The 26,818-nt window shown below is 54.3% G+C and carries 27 protein-coding genes; 11 read left to right on the forward strand and 16 right to left on the reverse strand.

Features of this window, described 5'->3' with window-relative positions; translation table 11 throughout:
* Positions 1-3: 3 nt before the first annotated feature.
* Positions 4-990: an SDR family oxidoreductase gene (locus tag ACOT0L_RS01765; RefSeq protein ID WP_023298529.1), complete on the forward strand. Its 987-nt coding sequence runs from the start codon at positions 4-6 to the stop codon at positions 988-990.
* On the opposite strand, the gene ACOT0L_RS01770 is transcribed toward ACOT0L_RS01765, so the two are convergent.
* The 7 genes from ACOT0L_RS01770 to ACOT0L_RS01800 all read right to left on the reverse strand — a co-directional run bounded on the left by ACOT0L_RS01770 (position 991) and on the right by ACOT0L_RS01800 (position 7,344).
* On the reverse strand, positions 991-2,616 hold the full coding sequence (locus ACOT0L_RS01770) for an alpha-amylase family protein (protein ID WP_045622067.1): 1,626 nt from the start codon (positions 2,614-2,616) through the stop codon (positions 991-993). It lies immediately after the preceding gene.
* 8 nt (positions 2,617-2,624) lie between these two features.
* On the reverse strand, positions 2,625-3,635 hold the full coding sequence (gene cydB, locus ACOT0L_RS01775) for a cytochrome d ubiquinol oxidase subunit II (protein ID WP_022649265.1): 1,011 nt from the start codon (positions 3,633-3,635) through the stop codon (positions 2,625-2,627).
* Positions 3,635-5,038, reverse strand: coding sequence for a cytochrome ubiquinol oxidase subunit I (locus ACOT0L_RS01780; RefSeq protein ID WP_063147423.1), 1,404 nt, complete (start codon positions 5,036-5,038; stop codon positions 3,635-3,637). The genes cydB and ACOT0L_RS01780 overlap by 1 nt, the downstream gene beginning before the upstream one ends.
* Positions 5,039-5,108: 70 nt before the next feature.
* Positions 5,109-5,981, reverse strand: a complete 873-nt coding sequence (locus tag ACOT0L_RS01785; protein WP_022649263.1) for a manganese catalase family protein — start codon at positions 5,979-5,981, stop codon at positions 5,109-5,111.
* A 17-nt stretch (positions 5,982-5,998) separates the two neighbouring features.
* Positions 5,999-6,505, reverse strand: a complete 507-nt coding sequence (locus tag ACOT0L_RS01790; protein WP_022649262.1) for a ferritin-like domain-containing protein — start codon at positions 6,503-6,505, stop codon at positions 5,999-6,001.
* Positions 6,506-6,567: 62 nt separating this feature from the next.
* Positions 6,568-7,065: a ferritin-like domain-containing protein gene (locus ACOT0L_RS01795; protein WP_003862851.1), complete on the reverse strand. Its 498-nt coding sequence runs from the start codon at positions 7,063-7,065 to the stop codon at positions 6,568-6,570.
* 90 nt (positions 7,066-7,155) lie between these two features.
* A complete protein-coding gene (locus tag ACOT0L_RS01800; protein ID WP_022649261.1) occupies positions 7,156-7,344 on the reverse strand; it encodes a general stress protein in 189 nt (62 codons plus the stop codon).
* 452 nt (positions 7,345-7,796) lie between these two features.
* On the opposite strand from ACOT0L_RS01800, the gene yjdI reads away from it, so the two are divergent.
* Positions 7,797-8,027: a 4Fe-4S mono-cluster protein YjdI gene (gene yjdI / locus ACOT0L_RS01805; protein WP_022649260.1), complete on the forward strand. Its 231-nt coding sequence runs from the start codon at positions 7,797-7,799 to the stop codon at positions 8,025-8,027.
* Positions 8,028-8,037: 10 nt separating this feature from the next.
* The gene (locus ACOT0L_RS01810; protein WP_006811846.1) at positions 8,038-8,310 is read left to right on the forward strand and encodes a GNAT family N-acetyltransferase; all 273 of its coding nucleotides are present in this window, start codon (positions 8,038-8,040) and stop codon (positions 8,308-8,310) included.
* Between the two features lie 33 nt (positions 8,311-8,343).
* Here ACOT0L_RS01810 and ACOT0L_RS01815 read toward each other — a convergent pair whose 3' ends face one another.
* A complete protein-coding gene (locus tag ACOT0L_RS01815; protein ID WP_022649259.1) occupies positions 8,344-9,573 on the reverse strand; it encodes an amino acid permease in 1,230 nt (409 codons plus the stop codon).
* 116 nt (positions 9,574-9,689) lie between these two features.
* Positions 9,690-10,154 (reverse strand): multidrug/biocide efflux PACE transporter, encoded by a 465-nt coding sequence (locus tag ACOT0L_RS01820; RefSeq protein WP_022651793.1) that lies wholly within the window; start codon positions 10,152-10,154, stop codon positions 9,690-9,692.
* 101 nt (positions 10,155-10,255) lie between these two features.
* Here ACOT0L_RS01820 and ACOT0L_RS01825 point away from each other — a divergent pair, with 101 nt between their 5' ends.
* The 3 genes from ACOT0L_RS01825 to ACOT0L_RS01835 all read left to right on the forward strand — a co-directional run bounded on the left by ACOT0L_RS01825 (position 10,256) and on the right by ACOT0L_RS01835 (position 13,394).
* On the forward strand, positions 10,256-11,122 hold the full coding sequence (locus ACOT0L_RS01825) for a LysR family transcriptional regulator (RefSeq protein WP_038416634.1): 867 nt from the start codon (positions 10,256-10,258) through the stop codon (positions 11,120-11,122).
* 92 nt (positions 11,123-11,214) lie between these two features.
* Positions 11,215-12,393 (forward strand): acetyl-CoA C-acetyltransferase, encoded by a 1,179-nt coding sequence (locus ACOT0L_RS01830; protein WP_126502680.1) that lies wholly within the window; start codon positions 11,215-11,217, stop codon positions 12,391-12,393.
* Between the two features lie 317 nt (positions 12,394-12,710).
* Positions 12,711-13,394 (forward strand): oligogalacturonate-specific porin KdgM family protein, encoded by a 684-nt coding sequence (locus ACOT0L_RS01835; RefSeq protein WP_126315152.1) that lies wholly within the window; start codon positions 12,711-12,713, stop codon positions 13,392-13,394.
* A 359-nt stretch (positions 13,395-13,753) separates the two neighbouring features.
* On the opposite strand, the gene ACOT0L_RS01840 is transcribed toward ACOT0L_RS01835, so the two are convergent.
* Positions 13,754-14,929 carry an oligogalacturonate lyase family protein gene (locus ACOT0L_RS01840; RefSeq protein ID WP_023298524.1) on the reverse strand — a complete coding sequence of 392 codons (1,176 nt, stop codon included), beginning with the start codon at positions 14,927-14,929 and terminating at the stop codon, positions 13,754-13,756.
* Between the two features lie 300 nt (positions 14,930-15,229).
* Here ACOT0L_RS01840 and kduI point away from each other — a divergent pair, with 300 nt between their 5' ends.
* The 3 genes from kduI to ACOT0L_RS01855 all read left to right on the forward strand — a co-directional run bounded on the left by kduI (position 15,230) and on the right by ACOT0L_RS01855 (position 18,619).
* Positions 15,230-16,066 (forward strand): 5-dehydro-4-deoxy-D-glucuronate isomerase, encoded by an 837-nt coding sequence (gene kduI, locus ACOT0L_RS01845; protein WP_017382863.1) that lies wholly within the window; start codon positions 15,230-15,232, stop codon positions 16,064-16,066.
* Positions 16,067-16,129: 63 nt separating this feature from the next.
* On the forward strand, positions 16,130-16,891 hold the full coding sequence (kduD, locus tag ACOT0L_RS01850) for a 2-dehydro-3-deoxy-D-gluconate 5-dehydrogenase KduD (RefSeq protein ID WP_003862835.1): 762 nt from the start codon (positions 16,130-16,132) through the stop codon (positions 16,889-16,891).
* 312 nt (positions 16,892-17,203) lie between these two features.
* The gene (locus ACOT0L_RS01855) at positions 17,204-18,619 is read left to right on the forward strand and encodes a sugar porter family MFS transporter (protein WP_023298523.1); all 1,416 of its coding nucleotides are present in this window, start codon (positions 17,204-17,206) and stop codon (positions 18,617-18,619) included.
* A 70-nt stretch (positions 18,620-18,689) separates the two neighbouring features.
* On the opposite strand, the gene ACOT0L_RS01860 is transcribed toward ACOT0L_RS01855, so the two are convergent.
* Genes ACOT0L_RS01860 through ACOT0L_RS01875 form a run of 4 tightly spaced genes read right to left on the reverse strand, consistent with a single transcriptional unit; the run spans position 18,690 to position 22,915 of the window.
* A complete protein-coding gene (locus ACOT0L_RS01860; protein WP_023298522.1) occupies positions 18,690-19,976 on the reverse strand; it encodes an ABC transporter substrate-binding protein in 1,287 nt (428 codons plus the stop codon).
* Between the two features lie 13 nt (positions 19,977-19,989).
* Positions 19,990-21,117, reverse strand: coding sequence for an ABC transporter ATP-binding protein (locus ACOT0L_RS01865; RefSeq protein WP_023306863.1), 1,128 nt, complete (start codon positions 21,115-21,117; stop codon positions 19,990-19,992).
* 12 nt (positions 21,118-21,129) lie between these two features.
* On the reverse strand, positions 21,130-22,032 hold the full coding sequence (locus ACOT0L_RS01870; protein ID WP_022649251.1) for a carbohydrate ABC transporter permease: 903 nt from the start codon (positions 22,030-22,032) through the stop codon (positions 21,130-21,132).
* Positions 22,025-22,915, reverse strand: coding sequence for a carbohydrate ABC transporter permease (locus tag ACOT0L_RS01875; RefSeq protein WP_126502681.1), 891 nt, complete (start codon positions 22,913-22,915; stop codon positions 22,025-22,027). The genes ACOT0L_RS01870 and ACOT0L_RS01875 overlap by 8 nt, the downstream gene beginning before the upstream one ends.
* Before the next feature lie 543 nt (positions 22,916-23,458).
* On the opposite strand from ACOT0L_RS01875, the gene wzz(fepE) reads away from it, so the two are divergent.
* Positions 23,459-24,595, forward strand: coding sequence for an LPS O-antigen length regulator Wzz(fepE) (gene wzz(fepE), locus ACOT0L_RS01880; protein WP_023298520.1), 1,137 nt, complete (start codon positions 23,459-23,461; stop codon positions 24,593-24,595).
* Between the two features lie 33 nt (positions 24,596-24,628).
* Here the strand turns inward: wzz(fepE) and ACOT0L_RS01885 are convergent, their stop codons facing one another.
* The gene (locus ACOT0L_RS01885; RefSeq protein ID WP_048965692.1) at positions 24,629-24,952 is read right to left on the reverse strand and encodes a cupin domain-containing protein; all 324 of its coding nucleotides are present in this window, start codon (positions 24,950-24,952) and stop codon (positions 24,629-24,631) included.
* A gap of 135 nt (positions 24,953-25,087) precedes the next feature.
* On the opposite strand from ACOT0L_RS01885, the gene ACOT0L_RS01890 reads away from it, so the two are divergent.
* Positions 25,088-25,780 (forward strand): aspartate/glutamate racemase, encoded by a 693-nt coding sequence (locus ACOT0L_RS01890; RefSeq protein WP_023306862.1) that lies wholly within the window; start codon positions 25,088-25,090, stop codon positions 25,778-25,780.
* Here the strand turns inward: ACOT0L_RS01890 and ACOT0L_RS01895 are convergent.
* Positions 25,775-26,701: a LysR family transcriptional regulator gene (locus tag ACOT0L_RS01895; protein WP_022649247.1), complete on the reverse strand. Its 927-nt coding sequence runs from the start codon at positions 26,699-26,701 to the stop codon at positions 25,775-25,777. The genes ACOT0L_RS01890 and ACOT0L_RS01895 overlap by 6 nt on opposite strands.
* Positions 26,702-26,818: the final 117 nt, after the last annotated feature.

A 26,818-nucleotide genomic window follows, 5' to 3' on the forward strand; every position in this document is an offset into this window, starting at 1 on the left:
GCTATGGCTGTTATCGTTATTACCGGCGGTACGGCGGGCGTGGGGAAAGCCACGGCGCTGCACTTTGCTAAAGCGGGCTACGATGTAGGCATTATTGCCCGCGATGAGCAGAGCCTGCGCTCCACAGAAGAGGAGTTGCGCCGTTTCGGGATCAACGCGTGTGCCGTTCAGGCCGACGTGGCGGACAGCAAGGCGGTGACCGATGCTGCTAACGAAATTGAATACCGGCTTGGAGCCATCGATGTGTGGGTGAATAACGCCATGGGCGGGATGCTGGCGCCGTTTCGCACCATGTCCCCGGAGGAGTTTCGCCGCGTCACCGAGGTGACCTATCTGGGCTATGTTAACGGCACCCGCGCCGCGCTGGAATTAATGACTCCTCGCGATCGTGGAACGATTATTCAGGTTGGCTCCGCGCTGGCCTACCGTTCCATTCCCTTGCAGTCAGCCTACTGTGGGGCGAAAGCCGCGATCCGCGGATTTACCGATGCCGTACGCACCGAGCTGATGCATGAAAACAGCCGGGTGCAGATCGCAATGGTACAGATGCCGGGCCTCAATACGCCGCAGTTCGAGTGGGCGAGGAATAAATTTGCCTGGGCGATGCGCCCGGTCCCCCCCGTTTTTCAGCCGGAAGTGGCCGCCAGCGCTATTTTTAAGGTGGCGCAGAAACCGGTGCGGGAACTATGGGTGGGCAGCAGCACCGTCCAGTCGATTGTCGGGCAGTTTCTTTTCCCCGGTTTTCTGGACCGGCTGATGGTTAAAAAGGCCTGGGAAGGGCAGATGACCGATACGCTAAATGCGGATGACCGTCAGGACTATCTGGATCAGCCGGTTAACGATCTGCATAAAATCCACGGGCATTTCACCGACGAAGCAAAAGAGCGCGCCACCAGCGTTACCTCCGGCATGCCGGGGAAAGTGCTGCTCGGCTCCCTCGCCGTCACGGGCGCGATCGTGGCGCGTCTGCTGCTCTCGCGGAGACGATAATCAGCGCAGTGCGGTACGATCGGTCCAGAACCAGCGGTAGCCATAGCCGCTGAGGTTAAGCGCGACGGTTTTGCCGCATACCAGCGCGTCGTCGTAGCGTTTGTCCGCCAGGCATGCGGTCCAGGTCGCATGCCGGATCCCTCTGGCGGTAAAATTAACGGGCTTATCGCTGAAGTTAACGAAGGTCAGAATGCTGCGCGTGTCGGTTTCGTAATAGATCCCCAGTACCGCATCGTTGTCGATAGTAATAAGACGAAACGGCGCGACGCCGATCTCAGGAAACTCCGAGCGCGTATTGGCGATATCGATAATGCAGTGCAGGAGGGAGTTGCGGTGCAACAGCGAATCCGCCACGTTGATTTTTTGATAGCGGTACGGACCATGGTCAATCATTGGGGCGATAAAGGTTTCCGGGTCGGCATCTGAGAAACCGCCGCCCTGCGATCCGGCCCACTGCATCGGGGTGCGTACGGCGTAACGCTCCTCCAGATCTAAATCATCGCCCATTCCAATTTCATCCCCGTAGCGCATGACCGGTACGCCCGGCAGCGAAAACAAGACCGCATGGCAAAAGGCCAGCCGCTTTCGATCGCCCTTAAGCATCGGCGCCAGACGGCGGCGGATCCCTCGCTGATACACGCTCATCTCTTCATCAGGGGCGAAGGCATCAATGACGGTCTGCTTCGCTTTTTTGCCTATCCCTTCCAGATCCAGCTCATCATGATTGCGCAGCCAGTTGGCGAAGCAGCAGGAGTCCGGCGGCACAATCATCTTTTTCACCGCGTTGCGCAGCGGTCGTGCGCTCTTCTCTGCAAGGCTGACGTAAAAGTACTTATTGAGCCAGAAATTCAGCACCAGGTTGAGCCGGTCATTCTGACCAAAATAATCTTTGTAGGCGTCGACCTCCACGTCGACTTCGCCGAGCAGGATCGCGTCCGGATTGCGCTGTTCGATAAGACGGCGCAGATGCTCCAGGATCCACAGGCCGCGTTTTTCATCTCCACGCCCGGCCTGTTTTGTCAGGTGCGACGCTGCATCCAGGCGAAAGCCCGACACCCCGAGCTTTAGCCAGAAGATGATGATGTTCTCAACCTCCTTCAGCACCGCCGGGGAGGCCAGATTGAGATCCGGCTCGTGGTGATAAAACATATGCCGGTAGTATTGCCCCGCTTCGTCGTCCCATGTCCAGACGCTCTTTTCCACGCCGGGGAACATCGGTGGCGTATCGTCCTCGTCCGTGTCAGACCAGAGATAATAGTCACGGTAGGGTGACTGCGGGTTGCGGCGGGCTTGCTGAAACCAGGGATGCGCATCCGAGGTGTGCTGGATCAGCAGCTCAATAATGACCTTCATCCCCAGCTCCCGCGCCTGTTCAATAAAGGCGATGATATCGTTGAGCTTGCCGAAGCGGGGATCGACCTGCAAATGGTCGCTTACGTCATAGCCTTCATCGAGAAAAGGGGTGAGGTAAAACGGGGTGATCCAGATAACCGTCGCGCCCATCCGGCGGATGTAGCGCAACTTCGCGGCGATCCCGGCGATGTCGCCACAGCCATCGCCGTTAAGATCGTAAAACAGGGCGGTATCAATCTGGTAAATAATGGCGCGTGTATGCCAGCCTGCCATAGCAATCCTTAGTGATAACCTTCGGTATCAGACACTTTGCCCCGGAAGACGTAGTAGCTCCAGGCGGTGTAAACCAGGATCACCGGGATGATTAACAGCGTGCCGATCAGCATAAACAGCTGGCTGGCAGGCGGTGCGGCGGCTTCCCACAGTGTGATGTGCGGCGGGATAATGTGTGGCCACAGGCTGATGCCCAGTCCGCTAAAGCCGAGGAAAATCAGGCCCAGCGTTAACAGGAACGGACGGGCATGGCTGTCGGGATTGCGCGTCAGCCGCCAGATCCATAGGCTGAATACCGCCACCAGAACCGGAACCGGCAGGAACCAGAAGAAGTTAGGCAGTGTAAACCAGCGCTCGGCGACAAACTGCCAGCCGAGCGGGGTCCAGATACTCACCACCGCAATAACGGCGATCAGTGCCAGCAGCACGTGCCGGGTCAGCTCACGCATCCGGTTTTGCAGCGCGCCTTCGCTTTTCATGATCAGCCATGTGGTAGCCAGCAGGGTATAGGCGACAATCAAACCCAGCCCGCAGAACAGGTTAAACGGGGTTAACCAGTCCAGCGAGGAGCCCACAAAGCGTCGCCCTTCCACGTCAAAGCCGTTGATCATCGCGCCGACCACGATCCCCTGGCTGAAGGTTGCCAGCAGGGAACCGCCAGCAAAAGAATAGTCCCAGAATTTGCGGTGGGAAGGGGTCGCCTTAAAGCGAAACTCAAACGCCACGCCGCGGAATATGAGCCCGATCAGCATGGCCGTCAGCGGGATGGTCAGGGCATCGATAATCACCGCGTAGGCCAGCGGAAACGCGCCGAACAACCCTGCGCCGCCGAGAACCAGCCAGGTTTCATTTCCGTCCCAGACCGGTGCGACGCTGTTCACCATCACGTCGCGTTCTTTGGCATCGCCCACAAAGCTGAACAGCATGCCGATACCGAGATCGAAACCGTCCATGATGATGTACATCAGCGTGGCGAAGACAATAATGGCAAACCAGATGACCGGGATATCGACGCCCATCAGATCTTCTCCTCTTCCGGAACAGACTCGGCGGCGGACAGCGGACGGGCAGGGGTGCCCGACGTATTAGACGTTAGCGTGCCGACAGGCTGCGGCCCTTTCTTTATCAACCGGGCGAGATAAACATAACCCACGCCAAATACTGAACAGTAGACCACGATAAAGGCCAGCAGGCTGATGCTCATCTGCAACGTGCTGTGCAGAGACACCGCATCTATCGTGCGCAGATAGCCGTAGACGACCCACGGCTGGCGGCCCACTTCGGTGGTGACCCACCCGGCGAGCAGCGCAAGCAGTCCGGCTGGCCCCATGAACAGGGCAAACCAGTGGAATGGTCGCGAGTGATAGAGTCGGCGGCGATAGCGCAGCCAGACGCTCAGCACACCAAGCGTAATCATCAGCAGCCCCATGCCGACCATAATGCGGAAAGACCAGAAGACGATGAGCGAGTTCGGGCGGTCCTCTTTCGGAAAATCTTTCAGCGCCGGGACCTGTTTATCCAGGCTGTGCGTCAGGATCAGGCTGCCGAGCGCCGGAATTTCAAGCCCGTATTTGGTGCGCTCCTCCTCCATATCCGGTACGCCGAACAGCAGCAGCGGGGTAGCCTCGCCGGGCGGATTTTCCCAGTGGCCTTCAATCGCGGCGATTTTGGCAGGCTGATGCTCAAGCGTATTCAGGCCGTGCATATCCCCAACGACTGCCTGGATGGGCGCGACCAGCAGCGCCATCCACATGGCCATGGAGAACATTTTGCGAATAGCGGGCGTGTCGTTGCCGCGCAGCAGATGCCATGCCCCGGACGCGCCCACAAACAAGGCGCTGCACAGGAAGGCGGCGATGGACATATGGATCAGACGGTAAGGGAATGAGGGGTTAAAAATAATGGCCAGCCAGTCTTCGGGAATGACCTGACCGTTCTGAATACTGAAGCCCTGCGGGGTGTGCATCCAGCTGTTGGAGGCGAGGATCCAGAAGGTGGACATCAGCGTGCCCAGCGCTACCATGCAGGTGGCAAAGAAGTGCAGGCCGGGGCCGACCTTGTTCCAGCCGAACAACATCACGCCCAGGAAACCGGCTTCGAGGAAGAAGGCGGTTAAGACTTCATAAGTGAGCAGAGGGCCGGTTATGCTGCCTGCGAACTGGGAAAATCCGCTCCAGTTAGTCCCAAACTGGTAAGCCATTACCAGCCCGGAAACCACGCCCATACCAAAGTTAACGGCGAAAATTTTCAGCCAGAAATGGTAAAGCGAGCGCCAGACATCATTTTTTGTGCGAAGCCACATGCCCTCGAGAACCACCAGATAGCTCGCAAGCCCGATGGTGATTGCCGGAAAGAGAATATGGAAAGAGACGGTAAAGGCGAACTGTATCCTGGCCAGATGAAACGCATCAAGCTCGAACATGCTCCGTACCTCTGGAACTGATAGCCCACAAGGCATTGCCAGACAGCCTCAGGCTGCCTGGCAAAACCGGTTACGGTTTTTTCTTACCCGCGCCAAGCTCGGCACCGGTAAGCGGATCGGCTTTAGGATCGGATTTCGTACGTGCGCACATTGCTTTGACCAGCGTAGCCTGCTCTGTTGTGAGCGTTACGCTTGCGCCGCCGTCACCGCCATCGACCGCTGGCTGAGGAGATTCCACGTAGTCGAAGTGCTTATCGCTGTTCCAGCTTCCGCGAACTTCTCCCCCCTCAGACATATTGTAGTACTTGTTGGTGTACTCTTCGATTGGCGGCAATTTACCCGGTGGGAAGTTGTTACGGATTGACTGGAGCGCCTTCTCAAACGAAAGCTGGTGTGCTGCCTCACGCGTCATTAAAAACGCCAGTGCATCTTTAACACCTGGATCGTCCGTTACGTTAATAAGCCGTTCGTAGATAATTTTGGCGCGCGCCTCGGCCGCAATGTTAGAGCGCAGATCCGCGGTGGGTTCGCCAATGGTATCCACGTACGCCGCCGTCCACGGTACGCCTGCGGAGTTAGTGAGCGGAGTACCGCCCCCGTAGAGCAGGGAAGTGATATGACTGTCGTTGCCGTTTTCGGTCATGGACCGGTACAGCTCCGCTTCATTTTCAACGCCTTCCGCCAGTTCACCTTTCGCACCCTTATTAAGCATACCCACCAGGGTGCCGATAATTTCCAGGTGACTTAACTCCTCGGTCGCGATATCCATCAGCATATCTTTACGACCGGGATCGTCGTCGCTCAATCCTTGCGTAAAGTAACGACATGCCGCGGCAAGTTCGCCCTGTGGCCCGCCAAACTGCTCAAGCAGAAGATTAGCCAGACCCGGATTCGGTTCGGCTACGCGTACCGTGTATTGCAGCTGTTTTACGTGTCGAAACATAGTTTCTCCCTCTTCCGTTATTTTTTCGCTTCAACGCCGTCCGCGTCGGAGCGCAGCAGGAACTGTTCCGTCGTCTGTGGAATATGTTGAATCAGCCAGTCCGCCATCTGGCGCTCTTCTTCCAGAATGGATTCAATGGCTGGAATGGAGGCGGTATCGCCCGCTTGTTTGGCCGCGGCCAGCAGAGAGGTGTAGCAGGCAATTTCAAACTGCTCAAAAACGTAGCCGCTGATGGAGCCTTTAACAATTTCGTCGGAAGGGAACATGCCGCCAATGGACTGGCCGAGCGCCGCCATTTTGCTCATGGAATCTTTTATGACCGAACGGGAAATATTATTGCGGTCGAGAATTTCTTCCAGCACGGTAATTTGGTGTTTAGTTTCATTAACGTGTTGTTCAATTCGTGCACGTAAGTCGGGATAATTATCAATACGGCTGGCCATTGATTCCAGCATGGATTCGGCTTGCTTTTCCATCGCATGGGCATCGCGTAGCCAATCATGGTAGTGTTCTACATGATTCATAATTAACTCCTGTGATTTATTATCTGGTTAATTGTTGGTGCTGATGCTCATCAAATTAATATTTATCCTTTCTGGGCTTTTTGATTAATATTGCCGACAGCCAGATCGGTTAATTTGAGATCGGTTTCTTTTTCTTCTTCCAGCGTTTCGGCAAGAAGTTTAACGGCTTTTTTATAGCCTAATTGTTCAGCCAGGGTGGCCAGGGTGCCGTAGCTGGCAATTTCGTAATGTTCAACTTTCTGAGCTGCGGCAATTAATGCAGCGTCACGCACTTCATTTTTCTCAGTGCTCTCAATAACTTCGTTGGCTTCTTCAATTAAGCCTTCCATCGCAACGCATTTCATGCGCTTCAGTTTGAGGCCGGATTCCTGCTCAATAATCTGATCGATACGCTCGATTTGTCCCTGAGTCTCTTCGAGGTGGGCCGTGAACGCGGCACTCAACTTCTCGCTGGATGCGGCGCGAGCTAATTTACTTAGAGCGCGGGTCAGCTGCTTCTCAGCGCTGTAGGTGTCGGATAACAGGTGAATAAATACATCTTCAACAGTTTTCATATTCATATTTTCGCTCCAGTGAAATAAAGGGAAGGTACTGCGAGCCGACGGGCTCGCAGCATGCTCTCGGTATATTTATAAGAGCTTTAAATAAGATCAGGAGTTATCAGATTTACGGCCCCCGCCGTGACTGTTCTGTCCCCCTTTCTTACCCGCTTCAGATGCGCGTTGCGGATCGTTTTTGAAATTACCGCCGCTGTGCTGGCCGCCTTTACGTCCAGCTTCTGATGCTTTTTCACGGTCTTGCGCGAAATTACCGGAACCACCACGATGTTGCTCTGCCATATATCAACCCTCATGTTGCGTTTATGTCAGGTGATACGATAAGTAATTCGTATCAGTTGTCGTTCAGAAATTAACATTAGTCGTTATGTGAGAAGAGTCAAATTTCCTGTCTGGGTTGTTTTGCGCCATTTCCAGAGATGCGGGGAAAATACCGCTTCGTTACGATTTTTGAAAATCGGAAGTAAATCCATTGCTTAGGGGGAAATAACTTGTGTCGTTAGGATTCCGCTTAGCTAATAATCTTAATATGAACGCGGCGGAAATGATTACAAGAATTGACGTAGCGCAAAAATATATCTTGCCGACCTGAGTCTTTATAATCGGAATAGTCTTAAGCGAAAAGTAAAATAACGAGCCGAAACAGTGTATCCGATCGTCGTTTTTGACGTGGTCAGGCGGATCGGGTGAGGGTATGCTGCATTTGTCACCACAATAATTACAGAGGCAATGTCATGGATCAGGAGCTACTGGATGCAGGGTACCGGGCCTATACCGGTGAGAAAATCGATGTCTACTTCAACACAGGGATCTGCAAACACTCGGGCAACTGCGTACGCGGCAGCGCGGCGCTGTTCGACCTGAAGCGTAAACCCTGGATTGCACCGGATGAAGTGGATGCAGAAACTGTTGCGCGCGTAATTGATACCTGCCCGAGCGGTGCGCTGAAGTACCGCCTAAAATAAGTGAGGAACCATGGATATTCTTGAAGGCCATAACAAGTTTTATGTCAACGACGCCGAAGGCAATCAGGTTGCGGAGATCGTCTTTGTCCCGACCGGCGAGCATCTGAGCATCATCGAGCACACCGATGTGGATCCGAGCCTGAAAGGGCAGGGTGTGGGTAAGCAGCTGGTGGCGAAGGTGGTAGAGAAGATGCGCGGGGAGAACCGTAAAATTATCCCGCTGTGTCCGTTTGCGAAGCATGAGTTTGATAATACGCGGGAGTATGACGATATTCGGGCGTAAAACAGATGCCCGGCATTGCGCCGGGCAGCACACTCAACCGACAAACATCACCGACACACACAGCACACCCACAATCAGCGTCAGCAGGTTACCGATGGAGCGGTACGGTTTTAACGACGGGATCAGGTACGTCGACAGCGTCGGCATGATGAACAGGATCATGGCGATAAGCGGACCGCTGATGGCGTAAATCATGGAGATCGCATTCGGGTTGATGCAGCAGACCGCAAAGGTAATCAGCGACACGCCGAGAATCGAAACCGCGCGGTTAAAGGCACGACTTTTCTTCACACCCACCTGATTCAGCGACGATTTCACAATTTCCGTTGCCCCTTCAATCACGCCAAAATAGGTGCCAAGGAACGATTTCGACATCGCTATAATTGCCACGATAATGCCGGAAATGCCCAGCCATGCCGGGGATGAAGGCATCATCGACAGCGCGGACAGGATCGTCACCCCTTCCTCTTTTGCCGCCACGATATAGGACGGTGGAATCGAAAGCAGGCAGCTGAACACAAAGAACAGCACGCTGAGGCAGATGATCAGGTACGCCACTTTCATGATTTTTTTGCATTTACCCATAGCCTCTTCACCGTATTTCTCGCGACGATCTACGGCGAAGGTCGAGATGATCGGGGTATGGCTAAAAGCGAAAACCATCACCGGGATCGATATCCACACCTGGTGCAGCGTATGCTGGTCGAAGGCCATCTGGCTGGTCAGCAGCGACGGCTGCCAGCTGCCCGTCAGATACAGCGAGACAAACAGGAAATAGGCGATCAGCGGAAAGACAAGGAAACCCATCACCTTAATGGTGATGTGCCGCCCCATCAGGAAGATCAGATTCAAAATCAGCACCACGCCAAAACTCACCAGCATCCGCACGCTGGTATCCACCGTCATCCGTTTCGCCAGCTGTTCAGTAAGTGAGTTGGTTATCGCCACCGCGTAAATCAGAACCACCACAAAGAAGGCCACGAAATAGAGCGTGGTGATGAGGTTGCCGATCTTTTTGCCGTAGTAATGGGAAACGGCACCGGTGATCCCTTCGTTGCCTTTCGTCTTCGACGACAGAATAAATTGCGCCAGCGCTTTATGCGGCCAGTAGGTTAAGGGATACGCCACAAGGGCGGTGATCAGCAGGACAATTGCGCCAGCAGAGCCGAGCTGAATGGGCAAGAACAGGGTTCCTGCGCCCACGGCAGTGCCGTAGAGGGCGAAACTCCAGAGAGTCTCTTCTTTTGACCAAATTTTCGACATTAGAGCAACGTATCAACTATAAAACGAACAAAAAGGAGTGCAATTTACCATAATTATGCGTTGAGGTCGCCGTTGCTTCGCTGGGGTTGGGACGGAGAAGGTCTCCGGCCGGAAGGTCATTCGCTTGCCAGGGCGCGACGTTGCTGGCGGCGCTTGATAATTTTCTCCCGCAGGGTGTCATACGCCCAGTTGTAGAGCATGGTGTACGGCAGGAAGAACAGGAAGAAACCAATCTCCAGCGTGAAGGCCTGGAGCAGCGTCACGCCCAGCACGGCGGCAACGATGGTTACGCCAATCACAATAAAGCCGCATTCAAAACCCAGCGCATGCAGGGCGCGCACTTTTGCCGTGCGCTTCACCCGCTGAACGGGCCAGAAACGGTCGAAGCCAAAGTTATAGATAATGTTCCAGAGCATTGCCGTGGTCGCCAGAATAATAGTGAGCCCCCCCATTTCAACCACCGAGCGCTGCATTAGCCACGCGGCCGTAGGGGCGAGGATCGCCGTAGCAATACCTTCAAAACAGACGGCATGGAAGATCCGCTCCGGCAATTTACGTTGGAGTGCATCCTGATGTTGCATATTTACCTCATAAAGACGCCAGTATGGGCGTTGATGCGGCCTATTCTTATCGCTTAAGGTGATATATAAAAGATGGTATCCATCGATAAAGTAGATACATCATGCGTTATTCTCCCGAAGCACTGACCGCGTTTGTTGAAACTGTCGCCGCAGGTTCGTTTTCAGCTGCGGCACGACGGCTGCGTAAAAGCCAGTCCACCATCAGCACCTCCATCGCCAACCTTGAAGCTGACCTTGGCTTTGAGCTGTTTGATCGCTCGGCGCGTCACCCGGTGTTAACCGCCCAGGGTGAACAGGTGCTGGGCTATGTCCAGTCAATCCTCGCCGCCAGCGCGCGCCTTGATGAGCTGGCCGTATCCTTAACGGCGCAAACGGAGGCGCGTTTTACCTTTGTTCTCTCCGATACGCTTAACCCGGCCGTACTGGAAGAGATGATGAGCCAGTTCGACCAGCGTTTTCCGCACACCGAATTCGAGTGTCTGATTGGGGAAGAGGAGGACGTGATCGATCTGCTGCAAAAGGAGCGGGCGCAAATTGGCCTGACGGAAGCACGCGACAGCTACCCGACCGATATTGGCGCGACCCGCCTGCCTATGCAGACGCGTATGGCTATTTACGTTTCTGCCGGACATCCTCTGGCAGGGCAACATGAGACGCAGGCGGACGAGCTGCATGGCTGGCGCGAGCTGCGGCTGAGTACCTATCTTGAACGGGAAGCGCCCCTTGCGCGCGGGCCGGTCTGGTCTGCGCCGAACTACCTGCTGCTGCTAAGCATGGCGGTTCAGGGCTTTGGCTGGTGCGCGTTACCCTGCGCGCTGGTCGACGAATTTGCCGCATCGAAATCGCTGGTGCAGCTGAACGTGCCGGGTTGGCCGAGGTCGATTGCCATCGATCTGGTATGGAACAAAAGAACCCCGCCCGGCGTCGCCGGAAGCTGGCTGCGCCAGTACTTGCAGGACGCACGATAATCCTGTGACTAAACTCACTAATTTTAAACATTTGCGTCAATTGTTGATAACAATCCTCTACTATCGTCATGTCATTTTGCACAGAGGTCGTGATGAAAGATGTCGTTATAGTGGGTGCGTTACGTACGGCTATCGGCTGTTTTCAGGGAGCGCTTGCGCGTCACTCTGCGGTTGATCTCGGCAGCGTGGTGGTAAGAGCGCTGGTGGAACGCAGCGGGGTTGCCGCACATGAAATTGATGAGGTGATCCTCGGCCAGGTGCTGACCGCGGGCGCGGGACAAAACCCTGCGCGCCAGGCGGCGCTGAAGGGCGGCCTGCCTAACACCGTTTCGGCGATTACCATCAACGACGTCTGTGGTTCAGGTTTGAAAGCGCTCCATCTTGCGACGCAGGCCATCCAGTGCGGTGAAGCGGACGTGGTCATTGCCGGAGGGCAGGAAAACATGAGCCGCGCCCCGCATGTCCTGACCGACAGCCGGACCGGCGCGCAGCTCGGGAACAGTCAGCTGCTTGACAGCCTGGTTCATGACGGGCTGTGGGACGCCTTCAACGACTACCATATGGGCGTAACGGCGGAAAACCTGGCGCGGGAATACGGCATCAGCCGCGAGCTTCAGGATGCGTATGCGCTTAGCTCGCAGCAAAAAGCGCGTGCAGCGATCGACTCCGGCCGTTTTCGCGATGAAATTGTCCCGGTCAGTACCCAACGCCAGAACGGCGAAGCGCTCATCGTTGATACCGACGAGCAGCCGCGCACCGATGCCAGCGCAGAAGGGCTGGCAAAACTCGATCCGGCCTTCGAAACGCTCGGTTCTGTAACGGCAGGTAACGCATCCTCCATTAACGACGGTGCGGCGGCGGTGATGATGATGAGTGAAAGCAAAGCCCAGGAGCTGGCGCTGCCGGTACTGGCGCGCATCAAAGCGTTTGCCAGCGTGGGTGTTGATCCTGCGTTAATGGGGATCGCCCCGGTCTATGCCACGCGCCGCTGTCTTGAGCGGGCGGGCTGGCAGCTGATCGATGTAGATCTGATTGAAGTCAATGAAGCCTTTGCTGCACAGGCGATATCGGTCGGGAAAATGCTGGAATGGGATCCGCTACGGGTCAACGTCAACGGCGGTGCGATCGCGCTCGGTCATCCTATTGGCGCTTCCGGCTGCCGCATTCTGGTGTCGCTAGTCCACGAAATGAAAAAGCGTAACGCCCGAAAAGGGATCGCAACGCTCTGCATTGGCGGAGGGCAGGGGGTAGCCCTGGCTATCGAACGGTAATTTCCCCCTCTGCGCACAGAAAGCCTCCCTCGGGAGGTTTTTTTATGTCCGCATAATCCTTTTTTAACACTTCTGCGTTCTTTCTTAAGCTCACAATAATTATTGCGCGGTGAATTATTCGCTTTGTGAAGTTCTTAGTGTGATCTCACGCCTGGAATTTATGCGTTATACGCCTTTTTTGTTGATGAGGTTCACGTCGATCTTTGCCAAAAAAAATGAAACAAATAATTTCGATCCTTGTCACTAAAATAACGGTGCATAAAAAATAAACTCAAGTTTCATAAAAACGAAACATTATTTTAATTGAGGGTTTTTTCATGTTTAAGAAATCTCTGCTCCTTGCTTCCCTTATTAGTGCCTCTTTTGCGGCTAGCGCCGTTACCGTCGATCTGCGTCACGAATATATTGACAGCGGCTCGAATGCCGACCGTGTTGCCGTCTCGCACCGCTTTGACAATGGCTTCGGTTTTTCAGTCGAGGCGAAGTGGAAATCAGGCGGGGACAAGGCAGATCAGCCATTCGCGGATGTGGTGGGGAACGGTCACGAAGATCAGATTAGCTGGCGCTGGAAAGCGACAGACAATATCGCCATGACGCCTGCGTTTACGATTGAAAGCACAGACAGTCGTACCATTTATAAACCGAATCTGCATGTGCAATATAGTTTCGATAATGGCTTCTACGTGGCCGCGCGTTACCGTTATGAATATACCCGCTACCCGTCAAGCTCAAATAAGGACGATGATAAAGTTAACCGTGGTGATGCGTGGGTCGGTTGGGTATTAGGTGACTGGCGTACCGAGCTGAACTATGTTTACGCGAAAAGCTCTGAAGGCGTGGCCCGAAATAACAATAAAGATTATTCCAATGAATATAACGCCAAGCTGGCCTACAAATGGGATAAAAACTGGGCACCGTATGTTGAGGTGGGCAACGTGGGGGTTAAAGACACTGACGAACGCCAGACCCGTTTCCGTTTAGGCGTGGCGTACTCCTTCTGATAATCCAGCTTCTTCGCTAAAAACCGCCGGGTGGCGCTTCGCTTACCCGGCCTACACTTTCCTTCTACTCCGTCGTTTCGTATGCGGGATGGCCCTGCGCTTACCCGGCCTACACTTTCCTTCCACTCCGTCGTTTCGTATGCCGGATGGCGATGCGCTTACCCGGCCTACACTTTCCTTCCACTCCGTCGTTTCGTATGCCGGGTGGTGCTGCGCTTACCCGGCATACACTTTCTCTCCAATCAGTCATTTCGTAGGCCGGGTAAGCGTTAGCGCCACCCGGCAAAAAGCGCCGCAATCACCCAAAAAAAAGCCCTCCGAATCGGAGGGCAAGGCCAGTTACAGAAACACTAACTCATTCAGGCATGCAACATTTCAGGTTGCTCGGGGAGTTTCGCGATATAGAGGGCCGGTTTGCCGTCTTTATCGGAACTGTACAGCACCGCTTTTTCGTCCGGCGTGAAGGACGGATGCGGGTGGGTTACCTGGCGGCTGTTCGCCACCGTAGCCCAGGAAGTGTCATGACGGGCAATGCGGTAATAGGCTTTCTTCGCCACGTCAAAGGCATACAGATAAGGATCGTTATCAATGGTGTAGCCGCCGGTGTCTTTCACATCGACAGGCGTGCCGGAACCGTCGCCAACCAGCATGGTGCCGTCAACATTGCTCATCAGGTGCGAACAGGCGGGCATGTTCATTACCGCTTCATTCACGCCGGTGTCCGGATTGAAGCGGGAGATGGTGCGCCCTTGCTGACCTTTCAGGTAAGAGACGTAGATCAGCGCGGACCCGTCCGGCACCCAAAATTCATGCGTGCAGCTTTCCCCTTCCGCGTGCGTTTTCACTTTCCGCACGTTGCTGCCATCTTCGTTGACCAGCCACATGCGGGCGTCAACCAGGTCGTGTGGCCCTTCATGACAGAAGGCCACGGTATTGTCATCGAACGGGCGATAAATCGGATGTCCCAGCCAGATCTTCTCGTCATGGATGGTGGTGCTTTCACCCGTTTTTAGATCAACGCGCAGCAGGCGGCAGTGCGGCCCTTTGTGGAAGAAGTCGTGGAAAATTTTCCAGTCGTTGAGTGGCGTCCAGTCACGTCTGGCAATCTCAATACCTACCAGTTTGGTGCAGTCGCTGTTCGCGACCCAGGTGCCGTAGCCAACCCACTCTTCCGGGACGCGGTACACTTCGCGCTCTGCCAGCGTCTGTAAATCCACCTCAAGCAGGGTGCGATCGTTCTTCACATAGTAGAGGGATTGATCGTCCGGAGAGAGGAACCCGCCAAAGGTGTTATCGCCCGCGCCTTCGGTCAGCTGCACCGCTTCGGCGTTTTTCAGATCCAGCAGGTAATAGTTCCAGTGACCGTCGAACTCCCCGGCGAACAGCAGGTGGCTGCCATCGTTAAAGAAGCACTTCTGGTAAAAGTAGTTGCGATGACAGGTTACTTCCGGTGGGGTCAGGCGGGTAACTTCCACGCCTGTATCCGGATCGCGGCTGACCTCGTAGTTCAGCTTGACCCGCATACCTTTAGCCATAATGCACTCCTTTGAACGCGTAATATAGGTTGAAAACTAGGTGTTAAATTATCAAAACATCGTTTCATTGTGTGTGACTGACAGCGCAAATTCTCAGTTTCTTTAGCCAGATTGAGGGGCTTAAAGATTTATCGTGATCGAAACACCATTTCTGGCATAAACATGCAGAAAAAATGAAACGTTGTTTTAAATGTAATTGAAAACCCCATGTACAGGGGATAATATGTGTTCATCACGAAAACGGAACATTGTTTCGTTATTCATCTTTGCCTTCGGGCACGATCAATTCTGGAGGTTTACGTGGACGTCAGACAAAGCATCCACAGTGCGCACGCAAAAACGCTGGATACTCAGGGGCTGCGCAGTGAGTTTTTAGTTGAGCAAGTGTTCGAAGCCGACAAGTACACCATGGTCTACAGCCATATTGACCGCATTATTGTGGGCGGGATTATGCCGGTGGCGAAAACCGTCTCCGTGGGCGGTGAAGTGGGCAAACAGCTGGGCGTGAGCTACTTCCTCGAACGCCGTGAACTGGGCGTGATTAACATTGGCGGGCCGGGCACCATAACCGTCGATGGCCAGTGCTACGAAATTGGTCACCGTGACGCGCTGTACGTCGGAAAAGGCGCGAAAGAAGTGGTGTTCGCCAGCATCGATGGCAGCAAACCGGCGAAGTTCTACTACAACTGCGCCCCGGCTCATACGACTTACCCAACCAAAAAAGTCACGCCAGCGGACGTTGCCCCGGTGACCCTTGGTGACAACCTCACCAGCAACCGCCGCACCATCAATAAATACTTCGTACCGGATGTGCTGGAAACTTGCCAGCTCAGCATGGGGCTGACCGAGCTTGCGCCGGGCAACCTGTGGAACACCATGCCGTGCCATACCCACGAGCGCCGCATGGAAGTCTATTTCTACTTCAACATGGATGAAGATGCCTGCGTGTTCCACATGATGGGACAGCCGCAGGAAACTCGCCATATCGTGATGCACAACGAGCAGGCGGTCATTTCGCCAAGCTGGTCCATCCACTCTGGCGTGGGAACGAAAGCTTATACCTTTATCTGGGGTATGGTCGGTGAAAACCAGGTCTTCGATGACATGGACCACGTCGCTGTTAAGGATCTGCGCTAGTCGCAGGCAGTTAAGCATACATCTGCCTGTTGGTGACAGGCGCTGAACGATTAAGGAACAAACATGATTCTGGATGCATTTTCTCTGCAGGGTAAAGTGGCTGTGGTTTCCGGGTGTGACACCGGGCTGGGGCAGGGTATGGCGTTAGGTCTGGCGGAAGCGGGCTGTGATATCGTCGGGATTAACATCGTAGAGCCAACGGAAACCATCGAGCGCGTCACCGCGCTGGGCCGTCGTTTCCTGAGCCTGACCGCGGACCTGCGCAAAATCGATGCGATCCCTGAACTGCTGGATCGCGCGGTCGCGGAGTTCGGGCATATCGATATTCTGGTCAACAATGCGGGCCTGATTCGCCGTGAAGATGCGATTAACTTCAGCGAAACGGACTGGGACGACGTGATGAACCTGAACATCAAGAGCGTGTTCTTTATGTCCCAGGCGGCTGCGAAGCACTTCATCGCGCAGGGGAAAGGCGGGAAGATCATCAATATTGCCTCCATGCTCTCTTTCCAGGGCGGCATCCGCGTACCGTCTTACACCGCATCGAAGAGCGCCGTGATGGGCGTGACCCGTCTGCTGGCGAACGAGTGGGCGCAGCACAATATCAACGTCAACGCGATTGCGCCGGGCTACATGGCCACCAACAATACCCAGCAGCTGCGTGCTGATGAAGAGCGCAGCGCGGCAATTCTGGAACGTATTCCAGCGGGTCGCTGGGGTCTGCCGAGCGATCTGATGGGCCCGGTTGTGTTCCTGGCTTCTCCGGCTTCGGATTACATTAACGGCTATACCGTCGCCGTTGACGGCGGCTGGCTGGCACGTTAATTCAGCCTTAATAAAGAACCTCTGCCCTCGGGTGGAGGTTTTTTTTGCGCCAAAATTGGCTTTATCCATATCCTTAAAGATGAAAAATCCATACTAAAAAGGAATAAATGACGGGTATCACACATTTATTGCTTAAATATTAACTAATTAATAAAAAATAAGGTTAAACCACCCTGATTTGAAATTGTAATGTCCATCACAGAACGGTATGTCGTAGCGAAATAATCCATATCTTCACCAGTTCCGACCTGACACTTTCTTCCGGTATCTCGTAATTTCACTTAACGAATTTCGCTGTTGAGGCAGGAAACTATGACATCTATAAATGACTCTACCCTTATGCCCGCTGCGCTGCGCGATACCCGACGCATGAACCAGTTTGTTTCTGTTGCGGCCGCCGTAGCCGGTCTACTGTTTGGTCTGGATATCGGCGTTATCGCTGGCGCACTGCCCTTTATTACCGACCACTTTACGTTAAGCAACCGCCTGCAAGAGTGGGTGGTGAGCAGCATGATGCTGGGCGCGGCCATCGGCGCGTTGTTTAACGGCTGGCTGTCGTTCCGTCTCGGGCGCAAATACAGCCTGATGGTTGGGGCGATTCTGTTCGTCGCAGGCTCCATCGGCTCCGCGTTTGCGACAAACATAGAAGTGCTGCTGCTTTCACGCGTGTTGCTTGGCGTAGCGGTGGGTATCGCGTCCTACACCGCGCCGCTTTATCTCTCTGAAATGGCAAGTGAGAACGTGCGCGGGAAGATGATCAGTATGTATCAGCTGATGGTGACGCTCGGTATCGTGCTGGCGTTTCTGTCGGATACGTACTTCAGCTACAGCGGCAACTGGCGGGCAATGCTTGGCGTGCTGGCGCTGCCTGCGCTGCTGCTGATTGTGTTAGTCATTTTCCTGCCGAACAGCCCGCGCTGGCTGGCGCAAAAAGGGCGTCACGTGGAGGCGGAAGAGGTGCTGCGCATGTTGCGCGACACGTCTGAAAAAGCGCGTGAAGAGCTGAACGAAATCCGCGAAAGCCTGAAGCTGAAGCAGGGCGGCTGGTCCCTGTTTAAGGCGAACCGCAACGTGCGCCGCGCGGTGTTCCTCGGCATGCTGTTACAGGCGATGCAGCAGTTTACGGGGATGAACATCATTATGTATTACGCCCCGCGCATTTTTAAAATGGCCGGTTTTACCACCACCGAACAGCAGATGATCGCCACGCTGGTGGTGGGGCTGACCTTTATGTTCGCCACCTTTATCGCGGTTTTCACCGTTGATAAGGCCGGACGTAAACCCGCCCTGAAAATTGGCTTTAGCGTGATGGCGCTCGGCACCTTAATCCTTGGCTACTGCCTGATGCAGTTCGATAACGGCACGGCGTCAAGCGGCCTCTCCTGGCTCTCCGTGGGCATGACCATGATGTGTATCGCCGGTTACGCGATGAGCGCCGCGCCGGTGGTGTGGATCCTGTGCTCTGAAATACAGCCGCTGAAATGCCGCGACTTTGGTATCACCTGTTCCACCACCACCAACTGGGTGTCGAACATGATCATTGGCGCGACCTTCCTGACGCTGCTGGATGCGATTGGCGCGGCAGGCACTTTCTGGCTCTATACGGTGCTGAACGTGGCGTTTATCGGTGTGACCTTCTGGCTGATCCCCGAAACCAAGGGCGTGACCCTGGAGCATATTGAACGCAAGCTGATGAGAGGGGAGAAACTACGTAATATCGGCGTGTAATGTAATTGCCCGGTGGCGCTTCGCTTACCGGGCCTACGATACCGTGTAGGCCCGGTAAGCGGCTTAGTGTTTACCGCATCGCACGTCTCAAAATACGCTCCGCCTGACGCTGGAAGTCAGCGGCCGTCTCTTCCACGGTTTTCTGCCCGTAGTCGATATACTGCAAAGAAGTACCGAACTGCGCCACAATCTGTGGGTCGTCAAAGTATGGCGAGACGGTGAGTTTCGCCGGCAACGACTGCGCCAGACGCAGGCCTGCCACGGAAGGATCGTCCTCTTTAATGGTGCCGTCTTCAGTCAGATACTGCACCGCTACTTTGCTCAGCGGTACGCCACGCTCAAGGCCCAGCGTATCGACCCCTTCTTTGCTGTTGAGCAGGAAATTAATCAGCTTCGCCGCCGCTTCCGGGTTTTTGGTCGACTTACCAATCGACAGCATTTGAGCCGGTTTGAAGAACAGGCCCGCGTCGGTGGCGCCCGGCAGCATTGGGTAGCTGCCCAGCTCCAGTTTCGCCGGTGGCTTCAGGTTGTCGGAATATTTGTTGATGGTGGAGTTCCACATATAGGTGCCGCCCCATTCTCCCTGGATCCACGGCTTCATCTCATACATGTTGCTCTTACCAAATGAGGCATAATATTTGGTGTCCGGCATGACGTGGCTGTCGATCAGCTTTTTGTAGGTCTGGAAGAACTCCACCCACTGTTCCTTTGTGTAGCTGAACTTTTTGGTTTTCTCATCCACCGCAGGAATGTTGTACTTCTGGATCATGTACGAATTCAGCAGCGCCAGCGTATCCTGGTGCTCGAGGATCACCGGGTAGTATTGCTTACCGAGCTTGCTCTCGAAGGTTTTACCGGCTGCCATCAGCTCGTCCCAGGTTTTCGGGTACGCAATACCCGCTTTTTTCCAGGTTTCGTCATTGAAGTAGAACACCCGCGCCGTCACCGAGATCGGAATGCCGTTCAGCTTGCCATCCACGGTGGTGGTTTGCAGCTCTTTGGGATCGAACTGCGACAGGTCGATCACCTCCTTCAACTTGTTCAGATCGTAGAAGCCGTCACCGGTTTTGGAGAAGATCGGCAGCCAGTTCCAGTTCGTCTGCATTACGTCTGGCTCGGTTCCACCCGCAATCTGGGTGGTCAGACGGGAGAGGTGACCGTCCCAGCCGGTGTATTCCGCTTTCACGTTGATGTCCGGGTTCTGCTTATGGAACTCCTCCAGCGCTTTCAGGGTGACCTGGTGACGGCCGTTGCCGCCCCACCAGGACATCCGTAAATCCACATTCTGCGCCATCGATGGCAAAGCGGTAAGGCCCAGGGTCGCGGAGATAGCTGCGCTTAAAAGCACTTTTTTCATTTTTATCACTCCATCAGAGAGAGAGGTTCTGTTCAGTTTTTGCGTCAAAAATATGACACTTATTCATATCAAACGTGAAATACACCTTACGATGAAGTCCCTTATCAATCATTGGTTTAGCTTCATCGGACGGGATTCTGGCGGTCAGTTCGTAGTCCGCGACCTTCAGGTACACAAAGAATTCGTGGCCCATGTTCTCAACGCGCACCATCTCCCCGCTACAGCCGCCGTTCGGGAAGGGCTCATCAGAGAGCGACACAAATTCCGGACGCACGCCGAAGAAGATCTCCTGACCCGCGTAAGCGGCGACTTTCTCCTGCTTCTCCGCGTTCAGCGGCATGCTTTCATCACCAATGGCGATGTGCAGCTGTCCCGCTTTTTCGACCAGCACGCTTTTGCGTATATTCATCTCCGGCGCGCCGATAAAGCCCGCCACGAACATGTTCTTCGGCTTGTGGTAGAGATTGTCCGGCGTATCCACCTGCATGATATGGCCGAGCTTCATCACGCAGATGCGGTCGCCCATGGTCATCGCTTCGGTCTGGTCGTGGGTCACGTAAACGGTGGTGGCCGGTTTTCCGGATTTCTTCAGCTGCTTGTGCAGGTCGGAAATACGGATACGCATCGAGGCGCGCAGTTTGGCGTCGAGGTTTGAAAGCGGCTCATCGAACAGGAACACATCCGGTTTTTTCACAATCGCACGGCCTACCGCCACGCGCTGCGCCTGGCCGCCGGAAAGCTGGCGCGGCAGGCGGTCGAGCAGCTCTTCCAGCTCGAGAATTTTGGCGGCTTCATTCACCTGGGACTCAATCTGATCTTTCGGCAGCTTGCTCAACTTGAGGCCAAAGGCCAGATTCTCGCGCACCGTCATGTGTGGATAGAGGGCGTAGTTCTGGAACACCATCGCAATCCCGCGCTCTTTCGGCGCGAGGTTGTTCACGATCTTGTCGCCGATACGCACCTCGCCGCCGCTGATGGTTTCCAGTCCCGCCAGCATGCGCAGAGTAGTGGATTTGGCGCAGCCGGATGGGCCGACGATCACCATGAATTCCCCTTCGGCGATTTTAAGATCGATAGCGTGTACCGCTTTAAAACCGTTGGAGTAGACCTTTTCCAGCTTGTTGAAAATAACTTCAGCCATGGTATTTCCCTCTTAACCTTTAATTCCGCTGCTGGTGACGCCCTGTACGAAGTAGCGCTGTGCCAGGAAGAAGACAATGATGGATGGCAGAATGGAGATGCTCGCCATTGCCAGAATTTCGTTCCACGGCGCCCCTTCGGTGACGTCGATGGACATTTTCAGCGCCAGTGCAATCGGGTATTTATCCACGCTGTAGACATAAATCAGCGGCCCGATAAAGTCGTTCATAGACCACATGAACTGGAACAGGGCGACGGAGATAATGGCCGGTTTAAGGATCGGCACAACCACGTACCACAGCACCTGAAGGGAGTTACAGCCGTCAATCTGCGCCGCTTCTTCCATGTCACGCGGGACGCCGCGCAGGAACTGGATCAGCATGAAGACGAAGAACCCCTGGGTGGCGAAGGCCAGCGGCAGGTACAGCGGCATATAGCTGTTCAGCATGCCCATCTCACGGAACATCAGGTACTGCGGGATCAGCAGCACGGTGCTTGGCAGCAGCATGGTGGTAATGAGCGTGGCGAACCAGAACTTCTTCCACGGGATCTCGAAGCGGGCAAAGCCATACGCCACGATGGTGGAGGAGATAATGGTCAGGATCACTTTCGGGATCACATACTTAAAGGTGTTCAGCATGTAGTGGCCGAAGTTGTACTCGGTGCCGGTTTTCCAGCCGTTGATGAAGCCGTCCCAGGTGGCATGGGCAGGCCACAGGCTCAGGGTGGTGAAGATCTCGTGGTTCGGTTTGAACGACGCGGAGAACATCCACACCAGCGGGTAAAGCATCAGCAGGCCGACAAACAGCAGGATCGCATAGCGAACGGTGGCATTGATTTTCTCTCTGCGCAGCGTGCGGGCTACTTCGCGTTCGGCGATGCTTCTTGCCGTGGAGAGTTGTTGAATATCAGCCATTTTTGCCTCCTTTATCGGCGGAGTAGAACACCCAGTATTTCGACGACTTAAAGGCGATACCGGCGAAGACGGCCACCACCAGGAACAGGATCCACGCCAGCGCCGCGCCATAACCCATATCGAAATACTTAAACGCGGTGTCGTAGATGTAGAGCGAGAACAGGTAGGTCGAATAGGTCGGCCCGCCGCCGGTGATCACGTACGGCCCGGTAAATTCCTGGAACGCCTGCGTGGTCTGCATGATGAAGTTGAAGAAGATCACCGGCGTAATCAGCGGCACGGTCACCTTCATGAACATCTGCCATTTCGATGCGCCATCGATCATCGCCGCTTCATACTGGGACTGCGGTACGTTTTGCAGCGCGGCCAGGAAGATGACCATCGCGGAACCGAACTGCCAGACGCGCAGCAGGGTAACGGACATTAGCGGCAGTGACGGTTCACCCAGCCAGTTCACCGGGTCAAAACCAAATACGCCGATAAAGCTGTTCAGCAGGCCATCGATGGCAAATAAGGCGCGCCACAATACGGCAATGGCGACGGAACTGCCGAGGATCGACGGAATATAGTAGGCAGTACGGAAAAATCCGATGCCGCGTAATTTAAAGTTCAGGACAAAGGCAATCCCTAATGCGAAGGCGAGCTTTAACGGAATGGTTAAAAATACGTATGCAAAGGTCACGCCCATTGATTTCCAGAAGAGCGTGTCTTCGGTAAACATGTAGCGATAGTTTTCGATGCCGTTAAACACCGGCGGACTCATCAAATCGTAATCCGTAAAGCTGAGGAAAAATGATGAGACGAAGGGGAATGCCGTAAAGAGTATCAACCCGATGATGTAGGGTGATATCCATGCGAGCCCCAGCAGCTTGTTTTCATTCATACATACCTACCTGGCGATCAATGGTTTAAAACGGAATCTGCTTTGTTACATCTTCCCAGGCCAGCATCGCGCGGCATGAGAGCTGAATTTTAGGGTGCAATATCTGGCGTCGGCTAAATATAAAATTGTTTATTAACGCATTTTTGCCTTCCTCTTTGCGCTAAATGCGTTGGGTTTCAAAAGAGCTGAACCGCCGTTCTTGGATACTAAAACATCGTTTTATTTTATATTATTGCGATTTATTTCTGCGTCATTCGCTTAATGATGGAAATGTGATCAGCGTCGAAACGCTGTTTCAATATAGTGAGGGAGGTGGCATTTTTGCCTTTTCACGGACGTTCGTCGGGACTGCGAGGAGGCGATACGAAGCACAAGTGGAAACGGGAAAAACAATAGTCACGCAGCGTGGCTAACTACCAGATCTGATAGCAGGTCTACAGATGTACCAATTCGGCATTCAGATAATTCTTACATTCTTGTATGATTTCTTAAACCGGAACCAGTCAGGCAGAATTTCACTGCATCCTTAAAAGAAGAACAGTTATGTCAGCAATGGATTTCAAACAACATACGGATCTCAACTTTCCTCACTATGCTCCCCCGGCGGTCAGCGCTAAAGAAATAGATCTCCTGGGTCTGCTGGACGTCCTGCTGGCAGCAAAAAAACGCATCATTACCATTGTGTTTGCATTTGCACTGGTCGGCCTGGCAATCGCCTTCCTGATACCGCAAAAATGGACCAGTAAAGCGGTCATTACGCCAGCGGAACAGACGCAGTGGAGTTCGCTGCGCCAGATGATGGTGACGCTGCAGGTGCTTGATGTGGACGTTAAAGTTACCCGTGCGGATGTATTTAATCTGTTTATCAAAAAGTTTCAGTCTCAGTCCCTGCTTGAAGAGTACATGAAGAGCTCTCCTTACGTGATGGCTCAGCTCGATGGCGCCGAGGTTGACCCGCTGGAGCTGCACCGCGCGGTGGTCAATATCGCCGAAAAGATGAAGGCTATTGATAACACCCAGGAAAAAAATGCTGATAAAGCACCGTATCTCTCCTGGACGTTAAGCTTCACTGCCCCAACGGCAGAGGACGCGCAGAAAGTGTTAAATGGTTACATTCAGTACATTTCCCGCATCGTCGAGCAGGAGACCATGCAAAACATCCGCGATCAGCTGATCCTGAGAACCAAAACGGTTCAGCAGCAGCTGGAGCTGGATCGGGTTCGACTGACCAATATCCACAATACCAACCTGCAACGCCTTAACTACTCGCTGGAAGTGGCGAACGCGGCAGGGATCAAAAAGCCGGTTTACAGTAACGGACAGGCGGTGAAAGACGATCCGGATTACTCCGTCGCGCTTGGCGCGGACGGGATTGCGCAGAAATTGCAAATTGAGAAAAATCTGAAGGATGTTTCTGAGCTGAACGCCGATTTCCAGAACCGCGAATACTATCTGGCGCAGCTGCAAAAACTCTCCTTCGAAGACGTGAGCCTGGAGCCGTTCAAATACCAGCTCTCTCCTTCTATGCCGGTGAAAAAAGATGGCCCGGGCAAAGCACTGATCGTGCTGCTGGCGGGTATTCTGGGTGGGCTGTTCGCCTGTGGCAGCGTGCTGCTGCGCGAAGCAATGCGCTCCCGCAACCCGCTGCCGGAACAACTTCCTGAGCCGGTTACGGAATAACATGAAAAAAGGCGCTCTGATGAGCGCCTTTTTTTATTTCAGGAAATCCTCGCGTACCGGCGTAAAGGTATCCAGCAAGGTGCCGGGTTTGAGGCAAACGCAGCCGTGCATCACGTGCGGCTTTTTATAGAGAGTGTCGCCCGCCGTCACCACATGCTTTTCCTCGCCAATGGTGAACTCAAATTCCCCCGAGAGAACGTAGGTGAGCTGCTCATGCGGGTGGTTATGCCGCGGGCCAATCGCACCTTGCTCGAAATTCACTTCCACTGCCATCATCCTGCCGTCGTGCGCCAGAATACGACGCGTCACGCCGTTGCCCAAATCCTCAAGCGTGGTCTCTTTATGGAAAATAAACATATTTTCGCCCTGTTATGTAATGAAACATTGTTTCATTTAACTTATCTCAGCCGCAGCGAAAAGAAAACGTTTAGCCAAATAACTGGAAAGGCGATCACAAGTTTGCTTCACTGGGTGAAACGTACAGGAGGAAAGATGAAAACGATCGGTCTGTTAGGGGGCATGAGCTGGGAATCAACGATCCCGTACTACCGCCTGATTAATGAAGGCGTCAAACAGCGTCTGGGCGGTCTGCATTCGGCCAGCCTGCTGCTGCACAGCGTGGATTTCCATGAAATAGAAGCCTGCCAGTCGAGCGGGGAGTGGGACAAAGCCGGGCAAATGCTGGCAGACGCCGCACTTGGCCTGGAGCGTGCGGGCGCGCAGGGTATTCTGCTGTGTACCAACACCATGCATAAGGTGGCGTCGCATATTGAAGACCGCTGTTCGCTGCCGTTCTTACATATCGCGGATGCCACCGGGCGTGCCATACGTGCCGCCGGCATGACGCGCGTGGCGCTGCTGGGGACGCGCTACACCATGGAGCAGGATTTTTACCGCGGGCGGCTGAGTAGCCAGTTCGGGATTGAAAGCCTGATCCCGGAGGAGGCAGACCGGGCGCGCATTAACCAGATTATTTTTGATGAACTGTGCCTCGGCACCTTCAGCGAAGCTTCGCGCGCCTGGTACGTCAGCGTGATTGAGAAACTGGCGCAGCAGGGGGCGGAAGGAGTCATCTTCGGCTGTACCGAAATTGGCCTACTGGTGCCGGCAGACCAAAGCCCGATACCGGTCTTTGATACCGCCGCCATCCATGCCGCGGATGCGGTGGAGTTTATGCTGTCATAAAGGTTTTTGCAGGTCAGGTAACCGAAGCGCCACCTGACGCGCGTGCGCAATCAGGTGTTCACTAAAGGCATCAACCAGCGCTGAGGCGGGCCGGTGCAGCGGGCGGATCAGGCTTACGGTAAAGGGAACGGAAACGCTAAAACGGCGCAGAACCACGCCGCTGCTGGCGTAGTCCATAGCCGTGAGCGGGTTCACCACCGAAATACCCACGCCCGCGCGCACCATCGCGCAAATTGATGCCGCACTGTGCGTTTCCATCACCATCCGCCGCTTCACCTGATGTTCGGCAAACAGGCCATCCAGAAGCTGTCGGTAGCTGTCGGTCTGCGACAGGCTGATATAGTTCTCACCGTGAAAATCTGCCGGGGTCAGAACTGCTTTGAAAGCAAGCGGGTGGCTGGCAGGCAGCACGCAGACCTCATCCAGCGAGAGCAGCTCCGTGCGTTCCGTTCCCGCTGGCGTGACGAGGGTTTCGGTCAGACCCAGATCGTGGCGCTGGGCCGAAAGCCACTCCTCCAGCAGCGGCGACTCCTGCGGCACGATGGTCAGGCTGACCTCCGGATAGCGGGCCAGAAACGGCTGTAGCAGTACCGGCAGGAACGACTGAGAAAAGACCGGCAGGCAGACGATGGACAGCTCGCCCTGGCGAAACTCCCTCAGGCTCTCCGCCGCGCTCACGATCCTGTCCAGCCCGTACCAGGAGCGCTGAACCTCCTCAAAAAGACGTAAACCCTGCACCGTTGGATGCAGCCTGCCGCGGGTGCGTTCAAACAGCTTCAGCCCCAGCACTTTCTCAAAACGCGCCAGCTCGCGGCTGACCGTCGGCTGCGAGGTGTGCAGCATCTGCGCGGCTTCAGTGAGATTGCCGGTGGTCATCACCGCATGAAAAATCTCGATATGGCGTAGGTTAACGGCGGGCATAGGGCACCTGATGGCTGAGCGTGGTCCATATCATTTTTGCATAGACTCACGATAAAACGATATTTTTTATTCTCTTCAGGCTGTGGCGTAATGATAAAAAACAGAATACCGGAGACG

The sequence above is a fragment of the Enterobacter cloacae complex sp. XAL002 genome, from assembly GCF_049236805.1.
GTDB lineage: Bacteria > Pseudomonadota > Gammaproteobacteria > Enterobacterales > Enterobacteriaceae > Enterobacter > Enterobacter intestinihominis.

Coding starts and splice junctions, on each gene's coding strand:
- ACOT0L_RS01765 (WP_023298529.1), top strand. CDS start 4: ATGGCTGTTATCGTTATTACCGGCGGTACGGCGGGCGTGGGGAAAGCC.
- ACOT0L_RS01770 (WP_045622067.1), bottom strand. CDS start 2,616: ATGGCAGGCTGGCATACACGCGCCATTATTTACCAGATTGATACCGCC.
- cydB (WP_022649265.1), bottom strand. CDS start 3,635: ATGGGCGTCGATATCCCGGTCATCTGGTTTGCCATTATTGTCTTCGCC.
- ACOT0L_RS01780 (WP_063147423.1), bottom strand. CDS start 5,038: ATGTTCGAGCTTGATGCGTTTCATCTGGCCAGGATACAGTTCGCCTTT.
- ACOT0L_RS01785 (WP_022649263.1), bottom strand. CDS start 5,981: ATGTTTCGACACGTAAAACAGCTGCAATACACGGTACGCGTAGCCGAA.
- ACOT0L_RS01790 (WP_022649262.1), bottom strand. CDS start 6,505: ATGAATCATGTAGAACACTACCATGATTGGCTACGCGATGCCCATGCG.
- ACOT0L_RS01795 (WP_003862851.1), bottom strand. CDS start 7,065: ATGAATATGAAAACTGTTGAAGATGTATTTATTCACCTGTTATCCGAC.
- ACOT0L_RS01800 (WP_022649261.1), bottom strand. CDS start 7,344: ATGGCAGAGCAACATCGTGGTGGTTCCGGTAATTTCGCGCAAGACCGT.
- yjdI (WP_022649260.1), top strand. CDS start 7,797: ATGGATCAGGAGCTACTGGATGCAGGGTACCGGGCCTATACCGGTGAG.
- ACOT0L_RS01810 (WP_006811846.1), top strand. CDS start 8,038: ATGGATATTCTTGAAGGCCATAACAAGTTTTATGTCAACGACGCCGAA.
- ACOT0L_RS01815 (WP_022649259.1), bottom strand. CDS start 9,573: ATGTCGAAAATTTGGTCAAAAGAAGAGACTCTCTGGAGTTTCGCCCTC.
- ACOT0L_RS01820 (WP_022651793.1), bottom strand. CDS start 10,154: ATGCAACATCAGGATGCACTCCAACGTAAATTGCCGGAGCGGATCTTC.
- ACOT0L_RS01825 (WP_038416634.1), top strand. CDS start 10,256: ATGCGTTATTCTCCCGAAGCACTGACCGCGTTTGTTGAAACTGTCGCC.
- ACOT0L_RS01830 (WP_126502680.1), top strand. CDS start 11,215: ATGAAAGATGTCGTTATAGTGGGTGCGTTACGTACGGCTATCGGCTGT.
- ACOT0L_RS01835 (WP_126315152.1), top strand. CDS start 12,711: ATGTTTAAGAAATCTCTGCTCCTTGCTTCCCTTATTAGTGCCTCTTTT.
- ACOT0L_RS01840 (WP_023298524.1), bottom strand. CDS start 14,929: ATGGCTAAAGGTATGCGGGTCAAGCTGAACTACGAGGTCAGCCGCGAT.
- kduD (WP_003862835.1), top strand. CDS start 16,130: ATGATTCTGGATGCATTTTCTCTGCAGGGTAAAGTGGCTGTGGTTTCC.
- ACOT0L_RS01855 (WP_023298523.1), top strand. CDS start 17,204: ATGACATCTATAAATGACTCTACCCTTATGCCCGCTGCGCTGCGCGAT.
- ACOT0L_RS01860 (WP_023298522.1), bottom strand. CDS start 19,976: ATGAAAAAAGTGCTTTTAAGCGCAGCTATCTCCGCGACCCTGGGCCTT.
- ACOT0L_RS01865 (WP_023306863.1), bottom strand. CDS start 21,117: ATGGCTGAAGTTATTTTCAACAAGCTGGAAAAGGTCTACTCCAACGGT.
- ACOT0L_RS01870 (WP_022649251.1), bottom strand. CDS start 22,032: ATGGCTGATATTCAACAACTCTCCACGGCAAGAAGCATCGCCGAACGC.
- ACOT0L_RS01875 (WP_126502681.1), bottom strand. CDS start 22,915: ATGAATGAAAACAAGCTGCTGGGGCTCGCATGGATATCACCCTACATC.
- ACOT0L_RS01885 (WP_048965692.1), bottom strand. CDS start 24,952: ATGTTTATTTTCCATAAAGAGACCACGCTTGAGGATTTGGGCAACGGC.
- ACOT0L_RS01890 (WP_023306862.1), top strand. CDS start 25,088: ATGAAAACGATCGGTCTGTTAGGGGGCATGAGCTGGGAATCAACGATC.
- ACOT0L_RS01895 (WP_022649247.1), bottom strand. CDS start 26,701: ATGCCCGCCGTTAACCTACGCCATATCGAGATTTTTCATGCGGTGATG.